The sequence below is a fragment of the Paenibacillus sp. S-12 genome (assembly GCF_030363895.1).
Classification (GTDB): domain Bacteria; phylum Bacillota; class Bacilli; order Paenibacillales; family Paenibacillaceae; genus Paenibacillus_B; species Paenibacillus_B alvei.
Window position 1 is genome coordinate 37,086 of the sequence record NZ_JASIUF010000026.1, and the last position, 25,645, is coordinate 62,730.

The 25,645-nt window shown below is 42.8% G+C and carries 22 protein-coding genes and 1 pseudogene; 17 read left to right on the forward strand and 6 right to left on the reverse strand.

The genetic code is table 11. The features are described from left to right. Positions 1-164 precede the first annotated feature (164 nt). The gene (locus tag NO352_RS22930; RefSeq protein ID WP_289356843.1) at positions 165-1,934 is read left to right on the forward strand and encodes an oleate hydratase; all 1,770 of its coding nucleotides are present in this window, start codon (positions 165-167) and stop codon (positions 1,932-1,934) included. A gap of 168 nt (positions 1,935-2,102) precedes the next feature. Here the strand turns inward: NO352_RS22930 and NO352_RS22935 are convergent, their stop codons facing one another. Then, positions 2,103-2,654, reverse strand: coding sequence for a helix-turn-helix domain-containing protein (locus NO352_RS22935; RefSeq protein ID WP_289356844.1), 552 nt, complete (start codon positions 2,652-2,654; stop codon positions 2,103-2,105). 144 nt (positions 2,655-2,798) lie between these two features. Between NO352_RS22935 and NO352_RS22940 the strand changes: the two genes are divergently transcribed. The 4 genes from NO352_RS22940 to ribD are packed head-to-tail and all read left to right on the forward strand — an operon-like array spanning position 2,799 to position 5,788. After that, positions 2,799-3,221 (forward strand): DoxX family protein, encoded by a 423-nt coding sequence (locus tag NO352_RS22940; protein WP_005543751.1) that lies wholly within the window; start codon positions 2,799-2,801, stop codon positions 3,219-3,221. Then, positions 3,218-3,877 carry an alpha/beta hydrolase gene (locus tag NO352_RS22945; RefSeq protein WP_289356845.1) on the forward strand — a complete coding sequence of 220 codons (660 nt, stop codon included), beginning with the start codon at positions 3,218-3,220 and terminating at the stop codon, positions 3,875-3,877. Before NO352_RS22940 ends, NO352_RS22945 begins: the two co-directional genes overlap by 4 nt. A 56-nt stretch (positions 3,878-3,933) precedes the next feature. Beyond that, complete coding sequence (locus NO352_RS22950) at positions 3,934-4,698, forward strand: GTP cyclohydrolase II (RefSeq protein ID WP_289356847.1); 765 nt, start codon at positions 3,934-3,936, stop codon at positions 4,696-4,698. Then, the gene (gene ribD / locus NO352_RS22955; protein ID WP_268599391.1) at positions 4,691-5,788 is read left to right on the forward strand and encodes a bifunctional diaminohydroxyphosphoribosylaminopyrimidine deaminase/5-amino-6-(5-phosphoribosylamino)uracil reductase RibD; all 1,098 of its coding nucleotides are present in this window, start codon (positions 4,691-4,693) and stop codon (positions 5,786-5,788) included. The genes NO352_RS22950 and ribD overlap by 8 nt, the downstream gene beginning before the upstream one ends. A gap of 717 nt (positions 5,789-6,505) precedes the next feature. On the opposite strand, the gene NO352_RS22960 is transcribed toward ribD, so the two are convergent. The 3 genes and pseudogenes from NO352_RS22960 to NO352_RS22965 all read right to left on the reverse strand — a co-directional run bounded on the left by NO352_RS22960 (position 6,506) and on the right by NO352_RS22965 (position 7,457). Further along, positions 6,506-6,811 (reverse strand): hypothetical protein, encoded by a 306-nt coding sequence (locus tag NO352_RS22960; protein ID WP_005543745.1) that lies wholly within the window; start codon positions 6,809-6,811, stop codon positions 6,506-6,508. Between the two features lie 222 nt (positions 6,812-7,033). Continuing rightward, a pseudogene (locus tag NO352_RS25350) lies at positions 7,034-7,117 on the reverse strand (GNAT family N-acetyltransferase); the annotation flags it as partial. A gap of 121 nt (positions 7,118-7,238) precedes the next feature. Beyond that, positions 7,239-7,457 (reverse strand): hypothetical protein, encoded by a 219-nt coding sequence (locus NO352_RS22965; RefSeq protein ID WP_005543743.1) that lies wholly within the window; start codon positions 7,455-7,457, stop codon positions 7,239-7,241. A 310-nt stretch (positions 7,458-7,767) separates the two neighbouring features. Between NO352_RS22965 and NO352_RS22970 the strand changes: the two genes are divergently transcribed. From NO352_RS22970 to NO352_RS23005, 8 genes are all read left to right on the forward strand, one after another. Next, positions 7,768-8,415 (forward strand): 2OG-Fe(II) oxygenase, encoded by a 648-nt coding sequence (locus NO352_RS22970; RefSeq protein WP_005543741.1) that lies wholly within the window; start codon positions 7,768-7,770, stop codon positions 8,413-8,415. Positions 8,416-8,785: 370 nt separating this feature from the next. After that, positions 8,786-10,249, forward strand: coding sequence for a CDP-glycerol glycerophosphotransferase family protein (locus NO352_RS22975; RefSeq protein WP_289356849.1), 1,464 nt, complete (start codon positions 8,786-8,788; stop codon positions 10,247-10,249). 19 nt (positions 10,250-10,268) lie between these two features. Next, positions 10,269-11,324, forward strand: coding sequence for a pyridoxal phosphate-dependent aminotransferase (locus NO352_RS22980; RefSeq protein ID WP_262866403.1), 1,056 nt, complete (start codon positions 10,269-10,271; stop codon positions 11,322-11,324). 15 nt (positions 11,325-11,339) lie between these two features. Next, positions 11,340-12,074, forward strand: coding sequence for a phosphocholine cytidylyltransferase family protein (locus NO352_RS22985; RefSeq protein WP_262866402.1), 735 nt, complete (start codon positions 11,340-11,342; stop codon positions 12,072-12,074). Continuing rightward, positions 12,071-12,910 (forward strand): LicD family protein, encoded by an 840-nt coding sequence (locus NO352_RS22990; protein WP_268599383.1) that lies wholly within the window; start codon positions 12,071-12,073, stop codon positions 12,908-12,910. The genes NO352_RS22985 and NO352_RS22990 overlap by 4 nt, the downstream gene beginning before the upstream one ends. 29 nt (positions 12,911-12,939) lie before the next feature. Beyond that, a complete protein-coding gene (locus NO352_RS22995) occupies positions 12,940-13,698 on the forward strand; it encodes a class I SAM-dependent methyltransferase (protein ID WP_005543725.1) in 759 nt (252 codons plus the stop codon). Between the two features lie 492 nt (positions 13,699-14,190). After that, positions 14,191-14,451 carry a GNAT family N-acetyltransferase gene (locus NO352_RS23000; protein WP_289356852.1) on the forward strand — a complete coding sequence of 87 codons (261 nt, stop codon included), beginning with the start codon at positions 14,191-14,193 and terminating at the stop codon, positions 14,449-14,451. A 411-nt stretch (positions 14,452-14,862) separates the two neighbouring features. Then, positions 14,863-17,535 (forward strand): DUF4855 domain-containing protein, encoded by a 2,673-nt coding sequence (locus NO352_RS23005; protein WP_289356853.1) that lies wholly within the window; start codon positions 14,863-14,865, stop codon positions 17,533-17,535. A gap of 60 nt (positions 17,536-17,595) precedes the next feature. On the opposite strand, the gene udk is transcribed toward NO352_RS23005, so the two are convergent. Further along, positions 17,596-18,222, reverse strand: coding sequence for a uridine kinase (gene udk, locus NO352_RS23010; RefSeq protein ID WP_005543720.1), 627 nt, complete (start codon positions 18,220-18,222; stop codon positions 17,596-17,598). 265 nt (positions 18,223-18,487) lie between these two features. Here udk and NO352_RS23015 point away from each other — a divergent pair, with 265 nt between their 5' ends. Beyond that, complete coding sequence (locus tag NO352_RS23015) at positions 18,488-19,207, forward strand: YebC/PmpR family DNA-binding transcriptional regulator (protein ID WP_005543718.1); 720 nt, start codon at positions 18,488-18,490, stop codon at positions 19,205-19,207. Between the two features lie 172 nt (positions 19,208-19,379). Here NO352_RS23015 and NO352_RS23020 read toward each other — a convergent pair whose 3' ends face one another. After that, positions 19,380-20,429: a hypothetical protein gene (locus NO352_RS23020; RefSeq protein WP_289356855.1), complete on the reverse strand. Its 1,050-nt coding sequence runs from the start codon at positions 20,427-20,429 to the stop codon at positions 19,380-19,382. Between the two features lie 604 nt (positions 20,430-21,033). On the opposite strand from NO352_RS23020, the gene NO352_RS25225 reads away from it, so the two are divergent. From NO352_RS25225 to NO352_RS23030, 3 genes are all read left to right on the forward strand, one after another. Further along, positions 21,034-21,156: a BBE domain-containing protein gene (locus NO352_RS25225; RefSeq protein WP_081505666.1), complete on the forward strand. Its 123-nt coding sequence runs from the start codon at positions 21,034-21,036 to the stop codon at positions 21,154-21,156. Between the two features lie 25 nt (positions 21,157-21,181). Beyond that, a complete protein-coding gene (locus NO352_RS23025; protein ID WP_289356856.1) occupies positions 21,182-22,021 on the forward strand; it encodes a protein-glutamine gamma-glutamyltransferase in 840 nt (279 codons plus the stop codon). Between the two features lie 469 nt (positions 22,022-22,490). After that, a complete protein-coding gene (locus NO352_RS23030) occupies positions 22,491-25,604 on the forward strand; it encodes an ATP-binding protein (protein WP_353961278.1) in 3,114 nt (1,037 codons plus the stop codon). Positions 25,605-25,645 lie beyond the last annotated feature (41 nt).

Genomic DNA, 25,645 nt, shown 5'->3' on the forward strand with positions numbered 1-25,645 from the left:
CTTAGGGTGCAATGTTTCTTACTATTTTACCATAATCTATAGATTTTTTAGACATATAGCACTTGAAGTTTAAATTTTAGACACAGGGCTTTACCTGTCTATTTTTATTCCATTCATACTCCTATAAAGTGGAGGTGTCAGGACCACTAAAGGAGGTTGTAAGGATGTATTATAGCAATGGTAACTATGAAGCTTTTGCCCGTCCAAAGAAACCACTCGGTGTTGATCAAAAATCCGCCTATCTGATCGGCTCTGGTCTTGCATCACTGTCCGCAGCCGCATTTCTCATACGGGATGGTCAGATGAAGGGGGAAAACATTCATATTCTTGAAGAACTCGATATTGCCGGAGGTGGATTAGACGGCATCTATGATGATGGTCGGGGGTTCATTATCCGCGGTGGCCGGGAAATGGAGAACCACTTCGAATGCCTTTGGGATCTATTCCGCTCTATTCCTTCACTTGAAACGGAGGGTGCATCGGTATTAGATGAATTTTACTGGCTCAATAAGGAGGATCCGAACTTCTCCTTGCAGCGTGCTATCCTCAATCGTGGCGAGGATGCACATACCGATGGCAAATTCACACTTACTCAAACCGCTTCGATGGAAATTATCAAGTTGTTCTTTACTCCAGAAGAAGCGCTTGAAGATATGAAAATTACAGATGTCTTCTCGGAAGATTTCTTCAACTCGAATTTCTGGCTTTACTGGCAGACGATGTTTGCGTTTGAGCCTTGGCACAGCGCCATGGAAATGCGCAGATATATCGCTAGATTCATTCATCATATCGGGGGATTGCCAGATTTCTCAGCGTTGAAATTTACAAAATACAATCAATACGAGTCTCTTGCACTGCCGCTTATGAAGTATTTGAAAGGCCATGGTGTTACCTTCCAATATGCAACGACCGTAACGAATGTAGAATTTGATATTACGGAGAACAAGAAAGTTGCTAACAAGCTGGTCTATGTTCAAAACGGACAAGAAAAACACATTGACCTGACTAAAAATGATCTGGTGTTCATCACCAATGGCAGCAATACCGAAAGCTCCACTTTAGGTGACAACAACACTCCTGCCATCATGAACACCTCCCTCGGGGGAAGCTGGGAGCTTTGGAAGAAGATCGCGGAGCAAGATCCTGCCTTTGGCCGTCCAGACAAATTCTGTGGCAACATTGCAGAAAGCAACTGGGAGTCTGCTACCATTACAACGCTAGATGGCCGGATTCCGCCTTATATCGAAAAAATTTGTAAGCGCGATCCATTCAGCGGAAAGGTCGTTACCGGCGGTATCGTGACGGTAAAAGATTCAAAATGGTTGATGAGCTTTACGTTGAACCGTCAGCCTCACTTCAAATCGCAGCCAAAAGATCAGCTCGTCGTTTGGGTATACAGCTTGTATTGCGACGTGCCAGGTGACTACATCAAGAAGCCGATGAAGGACTGCACAGGTATCGAGATCACAGAAGAATGGCTCTACCACATGGGCGTACCTGAAGCAGAGATTCACGATCTTGCCGTAAACTCCGCAAACTGTGTCCCTTGCATGATGCCTTATGTTACATCTTACTTCATGCCAAGAGCTGCGGGAGATCGTCCGAATGTCGTTCCTGATGGTTGTGTCAACGCTGCCTTTATCGGTAACTTTGCTGAGACACCGCGAGATACGGTATTTACCACAGAGTATTCGGTACGTACCGCCATGGAAGCTGTGTACACGCTTCTTGACATTGACCGCGGCGTGCCAGAAGTATTTGGATCCGCTTATGATGTCCGTGTGTTGTTGGATTCCACAGCGAAAATGATGGACGGTAAGAAACTAACCGATATGGAACTGCCTCCGGCAATCCAATTAGCAGCAGTCACGGGTGTGCAAAAAGTCTCTCACACCAGAATCATGCAACTGCTTAAAGAGTATAAGTTGATCTAAACGAAATGATTAGATGTATAGCTATGAGGTTGTTGCACAATGGTGAGAGAATCAAATCGCCGTGCTTCAGCCTCATTTTTTGATTAACAGTTAGCCTTTGTTCTTGAAGAGGAGTTCTGCCACTGACAAGACTCCTCGTTTTTTATATCCTACGAACATAGCTTATAGTTAGATGAGCTCCCGATTATTGTCGTTCTCCGTATAGATGGATATTAGAACGATGGCAGTGTCATCACCGATGTTTCTCACCAAATGGGGTGTACATGCGTTCCAACTGAAGGAATCGCCTTTTTCAAATTCGGCCGCGTCTTCTCCCTGCTCCGCGTAGATTCTTCCCTCAATGACAACATGAACCTCCTCACCTTCATGCGCATGTGGAGCAGTTCCCGTCGAAGCCCCTGGAGGGAACTCTACGACCATCATCCTTACGTTCTTCGTAGAGCTTAAATGCTGCACTGTTAACTTATCAGAACCGCTTGTCGTAATGCTTCGCTCATCTTTACGAACAATATTCATCCGATCTTCTTTCTTTAATAGCAAGTAAGCTAAAGGTACTTTTAGTGCTATTGCGATGTTTTCTAGAGTTGATATGGAAGGAGAAGTTTTATTTGTTTCCACTTGACTCAAGAATCCTTGAGACAGACCGGTTTCTTCGCAGATTTGAGCAATAGTTATATTTTTTCGTTTTCGGATAGCACGTATTGTGGAGCCAATATCCATAGGACTGCACCTCATTAATATTAGTGATAACAAATATAATTATATATTAGCAATTTTTTTGTTGACACGCTACTTGCTTTTGACTAGTATTACTAATATAAAATTTATTTCTCTATAACTAATATTATTTTGAGGGTGATTAGTGTGACGAAGACAGCTGCAGTAACAATTATTATGCGTGTAGTGATGGGAATCATATTTATGTTCCATGGTATCGCGAAATTCCAAATGGGCATGACTAATGTTGAGGCGTGGTTCAGTTCCATTGGTATTCCTGGATTTGCGGCTTATATCGTGGCGCTGCTTGAGCTTGTGGGCGGTATTATGCTGATAGCGGGATTGTTTACCCGTTATGTATCGGCGTTGTTCGTAGTAATGCTTATGGGTGCAATACTGACTGCAAAACTCTCCGCCGGACTTCTTGGCAATGCTCAAATGGCTGGCTATGAGTTGGATCTTGGATTTATGATGATTTCTTTGTACCTTGCAGTGGCCGACCGGTCGCCATTCTCGCTTGACCGCATGATTATGGCAGGAAAAGCGTCTCAAAAAGGGTGGTTCAAATGATTCCGTTTTACCAATATGACGTTCACCTGCCTGCCAATGTAGTACCGAATAAGAAATACCCGGTTATTTTTACGCTGCACGGTAAAGGTTCTAATGAAAGAAATATGTTTGGCTTGGTTGAACCTATAAGTGATGATTTCATTGTCATTGGGATTCGCGGTAATCTTCCGCTTGGTACAGGATATCAGTATTACGAACTGAAAAGTCTGGGTAATCCCATTCGAGAGATGTTTGATGAGGCGGTAAAACAGCTCGAAGCTTTCATTCAATATGCGATGGAAAAGTATCCGATCGATCCGAGCAAATGTTACTTGCTCGGCTTCAGTCAAGGCGCCATTTTATCCATGACGCTTGCACTCACAATGGGCGATCAGCTAAGGGGAATCGTTGCGTTGAATGGATACATTCCTGACTTTGTAAAGACGGAATATTCGCTCCAAAGTCTGAGTAATGTATCGGTATTTGTCTCGCACGGTGAGTATGATTCCGTATTCCCGGTCAGGATCGTGCATGAAACGGCAACATATTTAAAGGAACACACGCAAAGAGTCACATTAAAGATATACCCGACAGACCATGGCGTTTCGGAAGAAAATCAACGTGATGTTCTGGATTGGCTTAGGCAGGATGCTGGTTTAACCATTAACAGGGAATGAAAAGTTGTTTCGTTCACAATAAGACATAAACATTGGTTAAAAGAGGAGTTGTTGTAATGCCTCCTGTTAAGGAGTTTGATCCCAAAGTCATTTCTCTTCTACAAGAGAAAATTAAAATGATCAACACGGAAAAAGGCGCCATTTATCTTGTCGGACCAATAAATCTTCCGATTAATTTGCGGGGGAAGACCGTTCAGTTTAAATGGTATTGCTGGTTGAATTGCGGCGAGGTAACAGAAGATTTTGAGCGTATTATTGCCAAATTATCGAATGTGAATTTAGCTGAATTTCAACAATCGAGCGTGCTGGTGCACGGAGACTTCGAGAATGCAGAACATGCCTTAATCCGGTTCCATTCTATTTGCCACACCGGGGATATTTTCGGCAGCAAACGCTGTGATTGCGGATATCAGCTTGAACAGTCATTGGTGCATATTGCCGAGCATGGAACTGGCGCGCTGTTTTACCTTGCCAACCACGAAGGCAGAGGGATTGGGCTTTTCAGTAAAGCACTGGCTTATATCCTTCAGCAAAATGGTTACGATACCGTAGATGCCAATCTTAAACTTGGATTTGTTGACGATGCCCGTGACTATAGTGATGCGATACAAGTATTAAATGTCCTTCGGACCAAACCGGTTACACTGATAACCAATAACCCTAAAAAGATTGATGCGCTTCGAAACGCAGGCATGGCAGTAGAAGATCGCGTACAGCTTTGGGGAGATATATCGGAATATAATGAAAAATACTTAAAAACCAAAATCGAGCGGTCGGGACATATAAACGAAGGGAATGGCTCCTGCAACAATGATGAATAACCATGAATTCTATATGCGGCTGGCCATTCAGAATGCAAAGGCCATGAAGGGGCAGACTGATCCAAACCCGCTTGTAGGGTCTGTGATTGTCAACGAAAACCGCATCGTGGGCATCGGGGTTCATATGAAGGCAGGCGAACCCCATGCCGAAATCCATGCGATCCGCATGGCTGGAGAGCTTACGCGGGGAGCGACCATCTATGTGACGCTTGAGCCTTGTTCCCATTATGGCAGAACAGGGCCATGCGCAGTTGCCATTGTTGAAGCAGGCATTAAAAAAGTGGTGATCGCAGCACTTGACCCTAACCCGCTCGTTTCGGGCAGGGGGGTGGATATACTCCGGGAAGCAGGAATCGAAGTCATCACGGGAGTATGTGAAGAAGAATCGTTCCAAATGAATGAGGTTTTCAATAAATTCATTGTCCAGCATATTCCGTTTGTAACTTTAAAAACAGCTATCACGATGGATGGGAAAATCAATAGCTACTCTTCCGATAGCAAATGGATTACTTCAGAAGCGGCTCGGGAAGATGTCCACGTTCTTCGCAATCAGAATGCCGCGATCCTAGTTGGTGTTAATACGGTGCTTACAGATGACCCCGAGCTTACAACAAGGTTGCCTAACGGTAGGAATCCGATACGCGTGGTTTTGGATTCCTCTTTACGGTTACCTTTGAATGCTAAGGTGGTTATAGATGGAGAAGCTCCCACTTGGGTGTTCACAACAACTTCTCACGATATCGAGAAGAGGGCGGCATTAGAAAAGGCAGGCGTTAAAGTTTTTGTTACGGAACAGACGGGCAGGGTCAATCCAATCGAAGTTATTCAGCTTTTGGGTAGGGAGATGATTTCTTCCGTTTTGATAGAAGGCGGGGGTGAAATCAATGCAGCCTTTTTTGAGAATAAACTCATCGACAAATTCATTATTTACATGGCTCCGAAGCTGATAGGTGGTCGGAATGCATCGTCCTTTCTCGGTGGGGCAGGGGTCGAAAAGATGAGTGGCGCTGTAGAGCTTCACAATGTCAGTGTGCAGCCATTAGGCAAAGATTTTAAATTTGTAGGTTACCCGGTATATAGGGGGGAATAATATGAAGTTTGGTTTCGATATTGATGACACCTGCTTCACATTTTCCGGATTATATCATGGCACAAGTTGAGGGATATTCTGGGTAAGCTCCAAACTTCATGATACGGCCATTTGGCTTCATGATATCAAAGTACTGTTGGAACGTAGCTGGCCCGATACTGTCCAGAAGGTTGCATAACAAGCAACTCCTTCCCGCGATCTACGATAGCGATTCGAGAGGCGGCTTGAGGATACTGGTTTGCAATTATACCAGAGGCAATCTTCGGAACGGATCGGGCATTTTCAAAGCTAAGTAGTGCCGTGGTTTACGCTCAATATAAGTGGCTACACAGGCAGCAAAAACCAGCACCGATAAGGTACTGGTACTGGGCCGCTATTTTCCCCTCTAAAAACATGTAAATGTTACAATGCTTCTTAGATCGACTCCAGTATACACCCATCTTCGACCGGTCCATCTAAAACCTGCAACGGATTTGCGTCCTACAAAAGTTGGGAAGAACCAGAATGAGTTCCCATTTCTTAGCCACACAAATGTGTTGCGGAATAAACAACCGGAAATAGCTCCAGGGTCGATGGCAAACGCCGTAGCAGCGGGTTGCGGTGGTGTGAATTGTGGAGGAGGGGAGGAGGGTGCCTGCTGTGTTCCTTGTGGCCCTTGAGGCGGTGTAAATGCCATAAGATTTCACTCCTTAATTAGAGGATTAGGCTTGATCAGGCCTATAATAATGAAATGGCGAGTAAATTGAACAGTACTAGGGGTAAAACGAAATCATTGTGGAAACCAGGAACAAAGCCGCGATTAGTTCCATGGTTTAGAAGTCTTAAGTATAAAATTCCCCTTTCACAGTGGATAAGTAACCCTTCAAAAACATCGCCATCCACTGTCTCCACTAGAACAAGTTTGTTCATATGGTTGTTACATATATTCCCTATGTGATCTTGAATGGATCTTAAGTTATGCATAGTAGTTGGATCCATTCGATACAGTGTTTGTTCTTGTTGCCCCTGTTGCTGCAAGCTCATGGTCGTGGCCTCCATTTTAGATTCAATCATTTTCTCCATCGTATGCAGAAGCCTATATAGGAGTGACATTTAACTATGACTACACCAGCATAAGAAGATTGTATAAAAATGATGAAATGAACATAGAGAAATAGCAGGCGCAAGTGAGAGGCTTGATTATAGGGAGGGGGATAAGATTCCTTGAACGTGTATCCCAGCTTTTTAGGACGGATTCAGCATTAGCGCATCCCAACCCGGGTATTTTCCTCTATCCAGGCAATCTAAAATCAGTGTAGGGGTAACAGTTGCTGCTAAGCCCTTCCTTCTGTCTTTTTTAAATCTAAATCGCTGTAAAACGTTTTTGAATGCCAAAAGGGGATATACATGTCATTTCTAATCATGTATATCCCCTTTGCACGAAGAACCGCTCAACTTGTTATGTATCAAATTAGAACAGCTTCTTGATCGAATCAAAAATGCCGCTGGCTTTATCTACGGTCAATTTCGCTTTTACACCCTCGATTAATGCATTGATCTGATCATTCGGGAGGTCAATTCCAATAACAGATTCAATCGCCGAAACAGGATCACTCATAAATTTAGATGAGAAGTCTGGATCGTTCTTGACTTTAGCAACGACTTCTTCAATTTTTGCTTTGATATCCATGTGCAATCCCTCCTTTAGAGTTGTACTAATTACATTCTTCGCTATTATACTAAAACTTATTCTTTAAGTAAAAAAACGGGGGAGTGAAATGGAGTCCCCAAGAGCTGTATAGATTATAATGATATGACCCGTTCCACTCTTTATCATAAAGACAACGTAAACCACCAGAAGAAACAATAACAATGATAACGGTTTGACTGAATGCTCGTGCCTTTCCTTCACATACTGCCTAAAAATCAGTAGAGGGAAATGACCATTTTATGGTATCTTATTTTTGTGGTGGATGTCATTTCATGGAGGATACATAAGGATGATTGGGAACGCGACGGAGAAAGAACGTACCATTTTTGATCATGTCGGAAGCACGATTAAGACAGAAGATCGAGAAATTCGTATCCTTGCCAAGTATGAGGAGCCTTTGATTGTCATATTAGGAAATGTCCTCAGTAATGAGGAATGCGACGAACTGATTGAGCACTCTAAGGAGCGATTGCAGCGTTCTAAAATTGGAGAAGAGCGTTCAGTCAATCAAATTAGAACGAGCAGTGGGGTATTCTGTGAGGAAAATGAGACGGTTGCAAAGATCGAGAAACGGATCTCTCAAATCATGAATATTCCGATCGAGCACGGTGATGGCTTGCAGGTGCTGTTGTATGCCCCTGGCCAGGAGTATAAGCCTCATTTTGATTTCTTCGCTGACACGAGTCGAGCAAGTGCGAACAATCGAATTAGTACGCTCGTTATGTATTTGAATGATGTGGAGGAAGGCGGAGAAACGACATTCCCCATGCTTAATTTATCCGTGTTCCCTAGCAAGGGCATGGCCGTCTACTTCGAATATTTTTACAGTAATCATGAATTAAACGAACGAACCCTGCATGCAGGCGCACCGGTGAGAAAAGGAGAAAAGTGGGTTGCAACGATGTGGATGAGAAGACAAACCTTTCGCGTCTCATAGTTGTTGACTGTTTACGTAACGAAGTCAGAGCTTTTTTATACCAACACAAGTTCAGAAAAACGCATGAAAAACCGACTGCATGAGGTCGGTTTTTTGCTTTTGCGAAAGTGGAAATTAAAGGTGATTCCTGTAAGCGGCTCAAGTGTTTTAACTATTAATCTTTTCTTTTATTATGACGATAGAATATATACAGAATATATTGTCCAAAAATGTCGATATCCTTGAAAATCATTGATCTTATTGTGATCCCAATTCACAAATATACTAATTAATTACAATGGAGAAATGGCTATCGTGTCCAAAAGGTTTTGAGACAAAAAAACTTGAACGGAATCGAAATACAAACTGCACTGAGCATTGGAGAGAAGTCATGAGATTAAATCAAAAGCGCCAGATTATGGATTTTATTGCTACGATCGAAGAAGGCATTGATTACGCAAGTCATACTAATGACGATAGAACGAGCGTTATATTGCAAGATAGCAACGATGGATTACAATTTTTGCTGAAGTTAATGAATGGGGAGGAAGAAGTTATCGGGCTTCTTCATCAAGCTATTCAAGCAGTCCAATCCTTAATGGCAGGAATGAAAGAAGAACACAAATATTCGTTACATATTAATAAATTGAAGCACTTAATGGTTGATGTGAAAACCTTAATTATAAATAACGTAAAGACAGACATAGAAATCGCGTTCATGCCGTACAAAGCTTCGATGTGGGATGCACTAGAAAGTATATATAGAGAGGCCAATCAAGATCCGAACTGCACATGTTACGTCGTTCCAATTCCGTATTATGAAAAAAATGCACAGGGAGAAATCATAAAGTTTTGTTATGAGGGAAATGACTTCCCGAAAGATGTAACTACCATACCGTTCGAACTGTATGATTTTGAGAATAGAAGACCGGATATTATTTACATTCATAACCCTTTCGATAACTATAATATACTTACAATGGTCAACAGTCGATTCTTTTCTGGTAATCTTGCGCAATATACGGAGATGTTAGTATATGTCCCTTATTACCTGGCCGGAAGTACGGCTACTCCTGAAATTAGCGTATTCCCATCTTATATGAATGCAGCAAAAATTATTGTTCAATCTAAAAACTCACTTCATTCTTTTATAGCTAATGGAATTGATGCTCACAAGTTATTAGATTTAGGATCCCCAAAACTCGATGCCATGTTTGAGGCGATAAAGGAATCTAAAGAAATACCGTTTTATTGGAAAAAAATAATTGGCGATAAAAAGGCCTTTTTGTTAAACACGGGAATAGCCGATCTGTTATCCATTGATTCTTGGTTTGAGCAAGTTGAGCAAGTCCTAAATTATTTTATGGATCATGAGCAGTTTGCCGTTATTTGGCGCCCGCATCCACTTACAGAGATTACAATTAAAACAATGCGCCCGCAGCTATTAGAATCTTTTGAAATACTGGAAAACAAGCTGAAACAAGCTGCTAACGTTATTGTTGATAACAGCAGCGATATTTATCCGGCTGTGGCTGCTTCTGACGGTATCATTAGTGATTATAGTTCCGTTATGCTGCAATGCATTGTAACTGAAAAACCTATTTTGGGGTTATTGGACAGTGAAATGATAGCAACGGATCGGTATTATCATGCGGACTATTCAGGATGTTATTTTGTAAATCAAGATGTTACTGTGCCTCAGTTTGTTGAAATGGTAGAACGCGGGGAAGATTACAAGAGAGAGGAACGCGTTTCTAGATTTAAAAAGAGCGTAAGTAATGCGGATGGCACGTGCGGGCAAAAGATTCATCAGAGCATCAAAAACGAACTTATGCAGCAAGTCCTGAATATTTGATGCAGAAAGGTGATAATACATGTATTACGTAAATCCTAACATAAAGAATTTATATAGAACGTCATATAGCGAAAGCAGAAAAAATTACGTTCGTTTAGATATGAATGAAAATCCGGAGGGGTTGCCTGCCTCTTTTTTTGAACAAGTAATGAAAAGCATAACGCCGGATTATGTAGCAATGTATCCGGAAATGACCACAGTCGTTGGAAAATTGGCGGAATACCTGCATTGTCAACCGGAGAACATTTCTTTGACCAACGGTTCTGATGACGCTATCCGATTATTGTTTGAAGTATTCGGGGAGCCAGGCAAGAAAGTAGTCTCGGTAAGTCCCAGCTTTGAAATGTACGCGGTGTACATGAATATGTACGGGATGATCCATTCGCCGGTAACCTATGATGAAAATTTCAACGTAAGCGTGGAAAATACGTTAAATCAAATTGACAGCGATACAGGAATTGTAGTCTTGTTGAATCCGAATAGCCCTATCGGTACATCCTGGCTAGAACATGAAGTAAGAGCAATCATTGAAAAAGCGAGAGAAAATAATGCGCTGGTCGTTATCGATGAGGCCTACTATTATTTTTCGCCTACCACATTCATGCATTTCATAAACGAATACGATAATGTCATGATATTTCGGACCTTTTCAAAAATGCTTTCTATTGCCGGATGCCGGATAGGTTATATTATCGCGAATCATGAAATAATTACGGAAATCAAAAAGGCTTGCTCGACGTATCCTATCAATTGTTTTGCACTTCAATTTGCTGAAAAGATACTAGATAACCCTCAAATCATAGATGATTTAACAGAGAGAGAACGGCTGGGTAGAGAGTACCTATTGGATCAGCTCAAAAAACACAATTATGAATATCATTTTAATCATGGCAATTATGTGCTGATTAAAAGCAACAAGAAGCCTCAGCTAGTATTTTCAGCGCTAAAAGAAAAAAATATACTAATTAAAACATACTCTGCCCCTATCTTGTCCAACTGGATTCGAGTAACGACGGGAAGTATTCAAGTAATGCGTTTATTTTGGGAGCATTTTGAAAAAATCGATGAATGTTGAGGGGAGAGGTGAAATATGAAAGCTATATTATTGGCAGCAGGTAGAGGAACTAGAATATCAAGAATGATAAAAGAAATCCCAAAATGCGTGCTGCCGGTTGATGGAGTACCATTAATCAGAAGAAGCGTCATGATGCTATTAGAAAAAAATATTCAGCCAATTGTATGCGTGGGTTACTGTAAAGAAAAAATTTATGAAGCATTAGACGGGCTGAATGTCACCTATTACTATAACCCTTTCTATAATGTAACAAATAGTATTGCGTCATTATGGTTTGCTCGAGGGGAATTAACCGAAGATTCTATTATTATGAATGGCGACGTTTATATTGATGATGGAATTTTGAATCTCATAATAGAAACGAAGAAAGACTGTGCTTTAATGGTTGATACCGGAAGAACGGCTGAGGGAGATTATTTTTTGAAGCTAGAGAACGGCTTTATAAGAAAGTACGGGAAAGATTTGCCTTTAATTGATCGGACTTGCGAATATGTAGGCATTGGCAAAATAAAGGATAAGTTCTTGTCTGAGTTTCTAGAAAAGCTTGATCATTTGATAGGGAATCAGCAGCACCAATTGTGGTGGGAAAATATTTTGTATTCGTTAGTAGAAGAAAAGAACATTGATACGATTGATATAAAAGGAATGTTTTGGTCTGAAATAGATTATTTTGATGATTATCAAAGAATTTTGGCTTATACGTGTAAGGACAATGAGAGAGAAAACGTACTAAGCGGTGATATAAAATGATAGAGGGAATAGATTATATAAAACTAGATGATGAGGATTTGAAAAAGTTACATGAGGAGATGTTGCAACTCCTTATAGAATTGGATAAGATATGCCAAAAAAATAACATACCGTATTTTCTCGCAGGAGGAACGTTACTAGGAGCAATTAGACATAAAGGATTTATTCCATGGGATGACGACATAGATATCCATATGTTTAGAAAAGACTACGAACGATTTTGCGAAGTATGCAAAAAAGAATTAGATGGTGAGAAATTCTTTTTACAAAATCAGCGCTCAGACAAACACTATAATTGGGTTTATGGGAAGTTGAGATTGAAAAACACATCATTTGTCCGTGCAGGGCAAGAACACATTAAACAAAAGGATGGTATATTTATTGATATCTGTCCAATTGATAATTTGTCGTCCAGACAGTATAAGCAAAAGATTTCTGTTTCCATATGTAAGATGTGTAGAAAAATATTATGGGCGCAGGTAGGGAAAAAATGTGCAGGGAATGCTTACAGTAGGTTATTATTTAAAGTATTATCATGGATCCCTCGTGCACTAACCATCTCTGTTTTTAATTATTTTTCTGGAATAGACAACAAAAAAGATACCCCATTTTTAGTGTGTAATAATGTGGCAGGCCATGTTTTTAAACGTGAATGGTATGACGAGGCGATAATGGCTGAGTTTGAAGGCCGTTTATTTCAAATACCTAAGGGTTATGATGATATATTATCCTCCATGTATGGGGAATATATGGAGTTGCCACCAAAAGAAAAGCAAAAAGGGCATATATATGCCTCATATATTAAATTTTTGGATGGATCAGAATTAAAATTGTAAATAATTCGTCCTCTGGAGGAGAAAACTAATTGAGCAGAGTATACAATGAACAAGTTCATATTGATCCTGAAAGTTTAAAAGACTTTTACCAGAAAAGAGCAAGAGAGAAAATATCCATTGATATAGATGCACCAGTAGTCCTATGTGGAGACAGGGACAAAAGCAAGATTGGGGCTTGGACTGCCTTTGAACTGGAGCACAGATTTCCACTTTTGAATATAGATAGCGATAGTGTTGTGCTTGAAGTTGGATGCGGCACAGGTCGTATATCCAAATACATTACTTCTGTGGTCAATACTTATGTCGGTGTAGACTATGTAAAGGAATTTATCGATATTATACAGCTACGTGAAGATATTAAGAAAAAGGAATCTACCTATTTTATTCATTCGTCGATTCAAGAGTTAACGAATGGTACTGTCCAGTTTCCGGTTAAAAAGAAATTTAACCGTTTTATTATATCGGGCGGAGTATTCATGTACATTAATGATGATGAAGTAAAAGAGGTTCTTGGCGAACTTATCGAAAGATTCGATGAAGAATGTATTATCTATATATCTGAGCCGATTGCATTGGAAGAAAGATTGACATTAAACAATTATTATTCTGAAGATTTAGCAAATGAATATAGTGCAATCTATAGAACCGAAGAAGAGTACCAGGAAATTTTTGATATATTCTATAGAGCAGGCTTTTCATCAAAAGTTAGTGAAGAGTTTTTTTACGATGACATTAAAGCCCAGAAAGAAACGAAACAATGGATGTTTATTTTACATAGGAATAAGTAGTTGATTATTAATTTCATCTATGAAACACAGTACCCTATCCTGTGTGCACTTTTAAGCAGTTTTTTAATTATTTACGGGACTGGGGAGTTCCATGCGTTCAGATTAAAAAGAACAAATATCAACGAAGGATTAGACAATCCATGTTATTTGGAACTTGGGCAAATTGGTGATGATGTCATTTTTTATCATAAATGGGATGGTTTTTACTTTATAAAGGTTGAGCTAGGGATTACATTACCTCCTAAACTCAACCTTTTTGTTTCATCAGTGACTGAATCCTCTATTTTTACTAATATGTTAAAGGTTTGAATGATGAAGCTTGGCACCGGTATATCGGCGATAGAGGAATATGAACTGTTGAGGGTGCGCGTGATTATATTGTGAATGGTCCAATGGAAAGTTATCAGCGGCGTGGTTTTGGCTTGTTTTTGACGGTATTGAAAGGAAGAAAAGGTTCCCATCGGCATTTGCGGCCTAATTAAGAGGGATTCCTTGCAGGATGTAGACATTGGTTTCGCCTTTCTCCCTGAGTTCCGCGGTCAAGGGTACGCCTATGAAGCGGCTGCCGCCACGTTGGAATATGGCCTGACAAAGCTCGGTTTAGAACGTATTGTAGCAATTACCTCGTTAGATAACGAACAATCCGGCCATCTGCTTAAGAAAATCGGAATGAAGCTAGAAGGGGTAGTCCAGCTTCCTGGTGGCAACGAGGAAGTAAAGCTGTATGCAACTAGCTCATCTCAATATATGTAATAAAAAATTGAGTAAGATTGTTATTAGGGGCTGCTCCTTACGGAGGAAGCCCCTTTTTATATAGTTGCGGCCATACTATTTTTTTGGCCTGTAAATGGGTGAAACATCTTAGAGAAGTACATTGCTTAAAAAAACAATATTTTTACTGATAGAGGAATAGATAATAACTGATAAGGGAAACTTCATTCGCTCTGACGAACAGGTAAACAAAAGTATACAAAAGTAATGATTAATCTATTTGATTCTAGCGATATGTCTCTTAAGGTTAGAAGTAAGCGTTATCAACAATTAATTCTAAGGTTCATGGGAAAAGAGAGGAGGAAATAACAACGGAATAACTTCAATCAAATCACAAATTCGTTGGTATTTGATGATCATTATATTCTTATAGATAGAAAGGGAGTTAGGATGATGAAGAAGAAGTGGCTATCTATCGTAATGTCTACAGTACTAGCTCTATCGATGATGGTTCCAATCGTACAGGCGGAGGAGGCGAAATCATTGTTGCAGGCGGGAGAGCAGAACTCACCCCAGCAGGCAGCTGAACCTCAGCAAGGGGTACGCAATCTAGCACTGGGTCTTCCTTATGAATGGTCACAAGCACCAGAGGCAGGTTATGCTGACGACGGCTATAAGCTGACAGATGGCAAATATGGAAAAATGGACAAATCCGATCCAGCTTGGGTCGGTCATTTGAAGAAAAGAACGCGTGAAGTGGTATTTGATCTCGGTGAGAATAAATCAATCTCATCCGTTAAGGCTCATTTCATGCAGGATTGGCCGAACAATAATGTCCTTCTGCCGTTGACAGTATCCATTTACGTATCCGACGACAAGGATAATTGGGGCCTATTATCCCATAATGCGCTCCAAACGTTATGGATAGACGGACAGCATGAAGAGACGTTCGAATGGAAGGGCAACAAAGATGGAATCAAAGATCCGAACAAAGAAGGATTGGCTTACGGAGGCATCGCTTATGCACGGTATGTGAAGGTTAGCTTCATGATGCATCCTAGGGCCATGACGTTAGTCGATGAAATCGAAATTATGGGCGAAGACGGGAAGGTGCAAGGAGCAGACACCGTTCCTACGCAGACCCCAGCTTACCAAACTCCGGGAGAGGCAACAGCCGGAATTAGCGACCTTGGGCTGCTGTACAATGGACATTATGCGAATAACAAGGGAGATTGGACGAAGGAACGCATTATCCCGAATATTAGTTATGTAGATGAGACGGGCAATCCGAAGGATTGGTTGTTCGATGGAATTCTTTATCTCGGTCTGGATACGCCATCAGGTCGCAATTTGGGGCTGAATGGTAAGCTGGATGACTGGAAATGGTACTTGGAAAAGACATTTGCAGCGCAAGGCGATATGTATCAATTAAATGAAGCGACCAAAGAAGTTGGGGCGAAGCTGAATGATCCTAACCACAAAACGAAAGTTGTGTATATGATCCCGTTTCCAGTTGAAGGTACGACAGACTTCGGCGATATTGGCGACGGCAACTTAAGCTTCAGCGACTCGATTGGCGTGGAACAAGCTTTCGCTAACCGAGTGAAAGCCGTTCACTGGTGGCTGGATCAAGTGAAGCAGATGTGGGACGCTGCCAACTACTCTAATTTGGAGCTTGTCGGCATGTACTGGCTGGATGAGCAGATCAGCACGCATCGTAAAGGGCCAGACATGCTTCGTGAGACAAGCGCGAAAGTGCATGACATGGGCATGAAGTTGTTCTGGATTCCGTTCTTCTCAGGATACAAGACATTCATGTGGAAGGATGTTGGCATCGACAACGTAGCTTACCAGCCGAACTACTTCTTCGAGGAAGATATCGACCCTGAGCGCTTGCAGGATGCAGCGTATTTATCGAAGCGGCACGGCATGGGCAATGAGCTGGAGTTCGATGATCGGATGCTGACAGACAATCATTTCCGTGAAAAGTATATCGAGTACTTGAATAATGGCGCAGAGAATGGGTTTATGCAAAATGGCTACAATGCCTACTATCAAGGCAGTGACGCTGTATATCATTCAGCAGTAAGCAAGGATCCATCCAACCGAATTCTGTATGATTGGCTGTACCAATTCGTAAAGGGCACATATAGCGTGAATAGCGGTATTCCTTCTGATGCTGAAGTACAAATGAACGGGCAGCCGATTGAAAGCCATACAACGGTACCAGCAACGGAAACGGTTCAATTTACATGGAAGTTGAAGGATGACGATGGAAGCGGGGCTGCAAAGGTTACAGCTACGTTTGATGGCAAGCCCTACACATCGGGTACACCGATTAACCTGGCAGGCAAGCTTGGCAAGCATGAGCTGACTGTTACGGTGACCTCGGGCAAGTCGAAAAAGACAACTTATGTGATAGAGGCTAGCACAAATGTGGATCTGATCAAAACGTTTGTAGACCAATTCGAGAAAGAGAATCAGTTCAATAATGATGCGGCGGCTGGAGCTTTGCAGACACATTTGTACAATGCAAAACAAGCGGAAGGTAGTGCAGAAGAGTTCAAAAAGCACATTAAGATCTTCAATGCGATGCTGGAGTTCCAGAAGATCAAAGGTCAAATTGCAGATGGCGCCTATAACACGCTGAAGGATCATGCCTACTACCTTCTTGGCAATATGGCGGAAAATAAAACAGTAGAGGCATCTTCCGTAGAAGGAAATAATCCAAATTACATGCCGCAAAAAGCAGTAGATGGCCTCCCTGCGACGAGATGGGCAAGCAACTATGTAGATCTTTCTTGGTTCATGGTTGATCTTGGCGATGTAAAAGAATTCGATACGATCCGCATCGATTGGGAGTATGCTCGTGCCAAAACGTATAAAATTCTTGTCTCTCAAGATAAGAAAGAGTGGGTAAATGTAACGTCGAAGAATGACGGCGTCATTACGGCACAGGATGGAAGAGATACAATTCATTTCACGCCAACAGAAGCAAGATATGTGAAATTTGAAGGCATCCAAAGAAATACGGATTATGGCTATTCTTTCTATGAATTCGGTATATACAACATTTTTGGAGCCGATGGCATGAAGACGCTTGAAAATGTTGAATCTACGAAGTAGAGCGCAGAAAATAAGCCGATCGAATGGCAGACACAGGTCTGTCACTTGATCGGCTTTTTCTCATGAATTCCACTCGCTCGTCAAATACTTTTCTGTCAGCACAGACAGCATGTGAATGCCTACTTCGTTCTGGCCGCCTTCAGGGATAATCAAGTCAGCGTACTTTTTAGAAGGTTCGATAAATGCTTCGTGCATAGGCTTGACCGAGGTCAAATATTGATTGTATACCGAATGAATCGTCCGACCGCGCTCTTCAATATCGCGAAGTACACGGCGCAGGATACGCACGTCAGGATCAGTATCTACGAATACCTTAATATCGAGCAAATGACGCAAATTTTCATCGAACAGCACATGGAGCCCTTCGATGATGATGATATTGTTCGGCTTCAGCTCTACCGTTTCATCCTTGGAACGGGCATGAATCGTAAAGTCGTATACCGGTGCATATGCAGTCTTGCCTTCCTTGAGCAAATTTACATGCTCAATCAGCAACTCGTTGTCGAACACGAGGGGGTGGTCGAAGTTGATCACTTCGCGTTCAGCCATGCTGAGGTGAGAATGATCTTTGTAGTAGTTGTCTTGGGAAATGAATGTAACCTTTTCTGAACCAAGACGGTCAATGACGGACTTGGCAACCGTTGTTTTGCCGGATCCGGTGCCTCCGGTGATACCGATAATGAGCATGGTGATTCACTAAACCTCCCTAACAAAATAGCGGGTGCAATTACAGTATTTTATCACAGCTTTCTGTTTTTTACACCTTTGTACGATTGGGCATAGTGAAAGGGGCCTCTAGGTCCTCGAAATGTTCGAATTTTGACGTAAAATAAGCCCGTATAACTAGCTAAGAATTGAAAATCAAAAGTTTTCATATTTGCCCAAGTTCCCCTGAAAAGATATAATTATTAGGAGTATGCATACTTTATGCGGAAAGAGAGCGAGATACAGTATGGGGCGTAAATGGAACAATATTAAGGAGAAAAAAGCATCTAAGGACACGAATACGAGTCGTATATATGCGCGTTTCGGCAGAGAGATCTACGTTGCAGCGAAGTCAGGCGAGCCTGATCCTGAGCTGAACCAAACATTACGATTTGTTGTGGAACGTGCCAAAACATACAATGTACCAAAGGCGATCATTGATCGCGCAATTGAGAAAGCAAAAGGCGGCTCCGATGAGAACTATGACGAGCTTCGCTATGAGGGCTTTGGTCCAAGCGGCTCCATGATCATCGTGGATGCATTGACAAATAACGTGAATCGTACCGCTTCCGAGGTTCGTGCTGCATTTAACAAAAATGGCGGCAGCCTTGGAGTAAGCGGCTCCGTAACATACATGTTCAGTCCTACAGCCGTAATCGGTCTGGAAGGCAAGAGCGCGGACGATGTACTGGAGATCCTGATGAACGCAGATGTGGATGCGCGCGATATTTTGGAAGAGGACGAAGCCGTAATTATCTATGCTGAGCCTGATCAATTCCATGTTGTACAGCAGGCGCTGAAGAATGAAGGCATCAGCGAATTCAGTGTAGCTGAAATTACAATGCTGCCTCAGACTGAAGTCACGCTGGAAGAGGATCAAAAGGTACAATTCGAGAAACTGATTGACGCGCTTGAAGACCTTGATGATGTTCAGCAAGTGTACCATAACGTGGATTTGGAAGGATAATCAAGACACAATACGATGCAGCATCATGAAAAAAGACACCTGAATGGTGTCTTTTTTATTTCTTTAGCAAGAATACATTTATTAACGTGTAGGCACCAGCGGTCAATAAGTTATAACGCTTTTACTTTAGGTCGACATTATATACGAGGTTTATGGAATGCTCTTTGCTATGTCATTTGATTGGGCAGAATGCCGGTATTTTACTCGCTTGCACTGCTTGTGGCATTGGGAGAGGAACGGAAAAACCGCTGCGAGGCTGACCCATCCATATGTATAAGGTCATCATGCTGAATATCATAATGGAGAAATGAAGTACCACAAAGAAGCTGCGCAGCTTGGGAGGACGTCGAGTATGCAGGATAGAAAATATGTCGTTTCGTCCGACGATGAGGAAGATTAGCAGAATCGTATGCATGACCATATGGCCGACGATTTCAGTGAAGCCGAACACCGTTGTAGTAAGCAGAAATAATCCAGTCAGCAGCAGCGCCGTAAAGCGATTCATAATGCCGACAATGAAGGCCCAGGCTAATCCAAGCTCGATAAAGGCACTAATGAGTACGAAATCCTCCACAGTAAAGCCCAGTGACGGAATGCCGTACTCATGCATGAGCGAGCAGGCCAGCTTCGCAAGTGTTAGCTTCTCCATTGCGAGCCAAGCAAGGGACAATCCGGTCCATACATAGAGAATGGGTATACCAGTACGCTTCCATCTCGTGTTCGCCACAAGCAAAAAATAGATGACACCGAGATAGAACATGTAGTCTAGCACATGGAACATTCCGTAATCCGTCAGTGCTATCACATATAGGATACCAATCGCTAGGCCGCTTACTGCGAGGGTTGCGCGATGAAGCAGGCCAAGTATCGCGATAATAAGCAGCGCATAGATCCACCATGTCTCAATTTGAAAGGTAGGAGCCAAATAAGCCCCGGTAATAAGTTGAAGCAGCAGTGCAATTACGAGACCGACACGCATGATCAAAAGATGAAAACGTTTTAACTTATTGAGAAAAGAATGTACCTTCCGAACCGCCGAAATATGATCCAAGGCTGCGTTATACCGGGAAACAAGCAACAATACGACAAGCGTGAAGCTGAACCAGAATAAGAAGGCGGGGGTAATTACCTTGCCTATTGGTTGCGGAGTCCACTCAAGATCGCCTGCGAACCATTTGACATGCAAATAGAATCTACTTCCATACTGCATTCCAAAATTCATCAATATTCCTCCTCCAATGATGGTACATATTCGTTTCGTAATCACACATTCTGTATATGCAGAAAGCAGCGACCCCTCCTTTCATATGAAGTGGGTAACGGTGTGGTGTATGCTAAACGGCGGTATCTTACACGCTCTTATACCGGAATGAGACAGTCGAGAAGATCCGTCGGGATAATTGAATAGAGCTTTTTCACTATAAGGGATTCGGATGTCGTGTGGTTGGAGTGATCTGGGAAAGTAGAAGAACAGAAATAGGGGTGAACACTGGCCAAGATATTAACCACTATTGTAGCCGATAAACGCTTTAATTTCCACATTGTAGAAGATGTCTCGCCTTCTATAATTTTGTGAAAATGATTTATGTGCTGTCTCCATTCGACTCTCATTTCTGCATGAACGTGTGCGGAAGAGTATGCATAGAGTACAGTAGGTGAATGTCTTTTTTTGCAATCAGGGAGTCACAGATACGATGACAATCGGAGGCTGGAGGGTTAACTGTAGGGGCATCCAAAGTTAGTATTGAGCGGGCGCACCGTAAAATGTAATCACCATTCAGAAGAGGTAACAGGGATCATGTTACCTGTTGTTAAAAGGGACCCACATGAAAAGTAAATTAAGAAACTACGAAAAAGCTTACCTTGGACGCAACGCTGCATGCTTACAAGCAATTAGTCAGAAGTATGATCCGCTTCATGGGTTCCCATTCCCGCAAAGCGTTCGATAATCAGTAGGTCGTAGGGGGAGATAAGATGATCGAGATTGCAGGTGTTAATTCGGGGCAACTTGCTGCATTGGGATTAACGGAGCTGGAGAGAAGTGTGCTTGCAGCGAAGCAGAAGAGCCCTGTCGTGTACTCCTACAATTCTCTGGACGACTTGAAATTTGAGTTGAAGATGCGCTCCAATATTGTCAAAGCAGCGAAGGCGCTGCATAACAGTGGGGCTGACTTTGCTGGATTTGATGATTCCAGATGCAATAAAAGGTACTGGATACGTACGGACAGGGGAGGCTTTCAATTACGAAGCGGTGTCATGCCATCGACTGCAATCAACGATATTTTTCATAATGGAGATCAGTATGCTTTCGAATGTGCGACCGCGATTGTCATTGTGCTCTATAAGGCGGTAATTGACACGCTTGGAGAGGCAGTGTTTAATCGTTACTTTCAAGATTTATTGCTGTGGGATTGGAATTACGACCGCAACCTGCGCCTCGTTTCAAATCCCAATCTCGCAGAGGCCTATGTAGGGGATATTCTCTATTTTAAGAATCCCGATTATAATCCGCGTACGCCGGAATGGCAAGGGGAAAATGTAGTGAAGCTAGGCAATGATCTCTATTACGGGCATGGCATCGGCATCACCTCATCGCAGGGCATGATTACCGCGTTAAATAAAGCGCGGAAGCCGGGCAGCAAGATTTCCGCCTATCTCTCCAATGAGGTTGTAAATCCGGATTTTGATGCTCTGCGGCAATTGCAGTATGGCAGAAGCAATTCAATCACAGCTGCTGTTACAGATCATGATGGATGGAGTATCTCTGCGAAAATCGGTACAAAGACATACATTTACCCGGGCAGAGGGGCATAGTTTCTGAAGGCAGGCGGCGGCAAAAAGTCAAGCTGGATTGGGAAGCTCTCCTGCCGTCGTTCGCCATTATGTCCGTTGTGCAATTCTGACTGTTGCTATAGAATGGTAGAGATTATGGACAAATATGGATGAATACCCATGTAGTGCGAGAATGTCAAGCAATCATGATCCAATAGAGTGGACATAGAATTCGTGTGTAAATAGGACAAGCCTATATTCCAATCGGAGGGAGCTAAGACTTCTGGTCATTCACTGCTACAAGTAAGCTGGCAGCACAATAGGAGACAGCCGCCACCTTCAAGGTGTATATCGACAACAAGGAAGTTTTTGAGATGTATACGTGCGATCGTAATCGAATATCAAATGAAGATTAGCAGGTACGGTAGATAAAGCAAGGGTAATGTCCTTCGCCTTTATCATTGCAGAGATTGGCGAAAGATAGCGATTGAAGGGGGCAGGGAAGGGGCGCTTGCTGTCGACACCCCATATTATGATGAACAAAAAACGAATTATCGTGAGTACGTTATTGTTCGTGCTTCTGCTTGCCGGTATCCACGTAACGTGGCTTATAACCTTGGAATCATCACAGCATGTCAGGGTAACTAAAGGGGTAGCTGATTTGCGCGGGATGAAGCTGGACAACAAGCATACTGTATATTTGGATGGGCAGTGGGAGTTTTATCCGGATGCATTGATATCTAATGAAGATGAGATTCGTCAATTCCAAGGCCAATCCAGCTATGTGCAGGTTCCAGGGGATTGGAGAGAGGGTTGGCGGCAGCATAAAAGCAATTCATATGGTTATGGGACGTACCGGCTTCGCGTATTGGTCGATCAGCCGGTAAATCAGCCCTACACTTTTTGGATCAGAGAAATTCAAGCCGCCACCGTCTTTCTGACCAATGGGCAGATCGAAGCGGAATTGGGGGTAGTATCCACCAATAAAGAGTTGTATCGACCCGAGCGGGCATCCTTTACCGTTTCCCACGAGATTAAGGCAGAGGGACAAGGCGCTATCGAGGTTCTGCTTCAGGTCTCCAACTTTGATGATCCCTTTAAAGGGGGCATCGCCCGTTCTATACGATTCGGAACGCAGGCGGCGGTTGAATTTCAACGCTGGTATTCCATCGGGTTTCAATTAGTTACCTTTATTATTTTGATGCTGCACGGCCTATATGCCGTCATTTTGTTTTGCTTTAATCCGAGAGAGAAGACGTTTATTATATTCGGGTTATTAATGACAATGACAGGCATATTGGTCATAGCTGACAATGACTCTATCCTGCTGCTATGGCTTCCAATCAATTATACCTGGGCGCTTCGAATCAAGATTCTTGCTTATTTGTGGCATGCCTGCTTTATGATGATTATGGGAAGGAACTTTTCCGAATTTACACGGCGCGGAAAGCTGTTCTACGGATATATGGGCTTCTTAGTCTTGTTTACAATTTTTGTGCTTGTTGCCCCTGCACCGTATATTTTCTTCACGACGGCCTATAAGATTTTCAGCGTGCTTTATCTCTTCCCAATTATTTGGTTATCATCCCTGATTGTGCAGATGGTCTATCAAAATCGTAGGGAAGCCTATATTTTACTGCTTGCGGCTGTCAGTGTCATGTCAGGGATTACCTGGAGCATTTTTATTTATAATGGAACGAAAAATATGATTTACTATCCGATCAACATCATCGCCTCGATCGTTGGATTTTCGGCGTATTGGTTCAAAAGGTATTTTCGCAATGCTGAAGAGAATGCAAGATTATACGAGCAACTGAGGGAGGCTGATGAGAAGAAGGATCTATTTTTGGCAAACACGTCGCATGAATTGCGTACGCCGCTGCACGGCGTCATTAACATTGCGCAGTCCGTCGTCGCACGCGAAAAGCAGCGGATGGATGAGAAGAGCAGGGAAGATATGGAGCTGCTTATTACGATCAGCCGTCGCATGTCGCATACAATCAATGATTTACTTGACTTGGCGCAGCTACGGGAAGGCAAAGTCATTTTGCAGTGTTCTCCGCTTCGTGTGCAATCGGCGGTGTCTGGCGTGCTGGACATGCTCCGCTTCATGATGGAGGGCAAGCCGATCCAACTGGTTATGGCGATACCAGAGACATTTCCGCCTGTTATAGCGGACGAGAAGCGATTAGTTCAAGTGTTGTCCAATCTTGTGCATAATGCAATCAAGTTCACGGATGAGGGTTCAATAACGATTTCCGCAGAGGTTCGGGAGGGACTGGCCTATATCTCTGTTGCTGACACAGGCATTGGCATGACTAAGGAATTGCAGGAGCGGGCATTCCATGCTTATGAACAAGGAACTGCAGATACAACTGCAAGTGCCGGGGGAATCGGACTTGGACTTCGCATTTGTGAACAAATGGTGCAGCTGCATGGCGGAGTATTGGAGGTGGAATCGCAACTTGGGAAGGGATCCGTATTTTCCTTCACCCTGCAATTGGCCGAACCGGGCACAATTCCGCTTGTGCAGGAGGAGAACCCGGTCGAGGCTATTGTGTCTACTCAGGCTGCAAGAGATATGAACATGATCTCTGACGAGCTTCATGTGGTGCAACAGCAGACGGCCTCCACTCTGTATAAACCAATGATATTGATTGTCGATGATGATCGCGTGAATTTAAAAATACTCGGGGACATCTTGTCCGCCGATCAATATGAGGTTGTGAGGGCGACGAGCGGCAAGGAGGCCTTAAGCAAGTTGGATACAGCCCAGTGGGATTTGATCATCTCCGACGTCATGATGCCGCATATGTCAGGGTATGAGCTGACGCGGCTTATTCGCGAGCGATTCTCCATTTTGGAGCTACCAATTTTGATTTTAACGGCTAGAAGCAATGCTGAGGACATACACTCGGGATTTATGGCCGGTGCGAATGACTATGTGACGAAGCCGGTTGATGCGATGGAATTACGATCGCGTGTGCACGCGCTGACAGAACTGAAGCGGGCGGTAAATGAACGCCTTCGTATGGAGGCGGCTTACTTGCAGGCACAGATTCAACCGCACTTCCTGTTCAATACATTGAACACGATTACGGCGCTCAGCGATTTTGATACGAACAAGATGAATGATCTCATCGAGGCATTCAGCTCTTATTTGCGAATCAGCTTTGATTTTTTAAACTCGTCCAAGCTTGTCCCAATCGAACATGAGCTAGATCTCGTTCGTTCCTACTTATTCATTGAGCACGCTCGTTTCGAAGATAGAATCCAAGTCGTATGGGAACTGAATTATAGCATTCAGGCTATGATTCCGCCACTGACCATTCAGCCTTTAGTCGAGAATGCGATTCGACACGGAGTGCTCAGCCGAGCTCGTGGAGGAACGGTATGGATTCGGATCGTACAGGATGGCCAGTGTGTCCAGGTAGAAATACGTGATGACGGTGTAGGCATGGATGCTCAGCGGGTAGACAGCCTGCTTGAATTCCACGGCATTGAGAAGCGGGGGATTGGGCTGCTCAACACGGATCGGCGATTGAAGCAGCTGTATGGTACAGGTCTCCTAATTCGGAGCAAGGTGAATGAAGGGACAAGTGTATCCTTTGTTATTGTGAAGTAATCTCTTGCAGATACAAGTGACTAGTAGTTGATAACTGGGCT

Coding starts and splice junctions, on each gene's coding strand:
- NO352_RS22930 (WP_289356843.1), top strand. CDS start 165: ATGTATTATAGCAATGGTAACTATGAAGCTTTTGCCCGTCCAAAGAAA.
- NO352_RS22935 (WP_289356844.1), bottom strand. CDS start 2,654: ATGGATATTGGCTCCACAATACGTGCTATCCGAAAACGAAAAAATATA.
- NO352_RS22945 (WP_289356845.1), top strand. CDS start 3,218: ATGATTCCGTTTTACCAATATGACGTTCACCTGCCTGCCAATGTAGTA.
- NO352_RS22950 (WP_289356847.1), top strand. CDS start 3,934: ATGCCTCCTGTTAAGGAGTTTGATCCCAAAGTCATTTCTCTTCTACAA.
- ribD (WP_268599391.1), top strand. CDS start 4,691: ATGAATAACCATGAATTCTATATGCGGCTGGCCATTCAGAATGCAAAG.
- NO352_RS22960 (WP_005543745.1), bottom strand. CDS start 6,811: ATGAGCTTGCAGCAACAGGGGCAACAAGAACAAACACTGTATCGAATG.
- NO352_RS22965 (WP_005543743.1), bottom strand. CDS start 7,457: ATGGATATCAAAGCAAAAATTGAAGAAGTCGTTGCTAAAGTCAAGAAC.
- NO352_RS22970 (WP_005543741.1), top strand. CDS start 7,768: ATGATTGGGAACGCGACGGAGAAAGAACGTACCATTTTTGATCATGTC.
- NO352_RS22975 (WP_289356849.1), top strand. CDS start 8,786: ATGAGATTAAATCAAAAGCGCCAGATTATGGATTTTATTGCTACGATC.
- NO352_RS22980 (WP_262866403.1), top strand. CDS start 10,269: ATGTATTACGTAAATCCTAACATAAAGAATTTATATAGAACGTCATAT.
- NO352_RS22985 (WP_262866402.1), top strand. CDS start 11,340: ATGAAAGCTATATTATTGGCAGCAGGTAGAGGAACTAGAATATCAAGA.
- NO352_RS22990 (WP_268599383.1), top strand. CDS start 12,071: ATGATAGAGGGAATAGATTATATAAAACTAGATGATGAGGATTTGAAA.
- NO352_RS23005 (WP_289356853.1), top strand. CDS start 14,863: ATGAAGAAGAAGTGGCTATCTATCGTAATGTCTACAGTACTAGCTCTA.
- udk (WP_005543720.1), bottom strand. CDS start 18,222: ATGCTCATTATCGGTATCACCGGAGGCACCGGATCCGGCAAAACAACG.
- NO352_RS23015 (WP_005543718.1), top strand. CDS start 18,488: ATGGGGCGTAAATGGAACAATATTAAGGAGAAAAAAGCATCTAAGGAC.
- NO352_RS23020 (WP_289356855.1), bottom strand. CDS start 20,429: ATGAATTTTGGAATGCAGTATGGAAGTAGATTCTATTTGCATGTCAAA.
- NO352_RS25225 (WP_081505666.1), top strand. CDS start 21,034: ATGAAAAGTAAATTAAGAAACTACGAAAAAGCTTACCTTGGACGCAAC.
- NO352_RS23025 (WP_289356856.1), top strand. CDS start 21,182: ATGATCGAGATTGCAGGTGTTAATTCGGGGCAACTTGCTGCATTGGGA.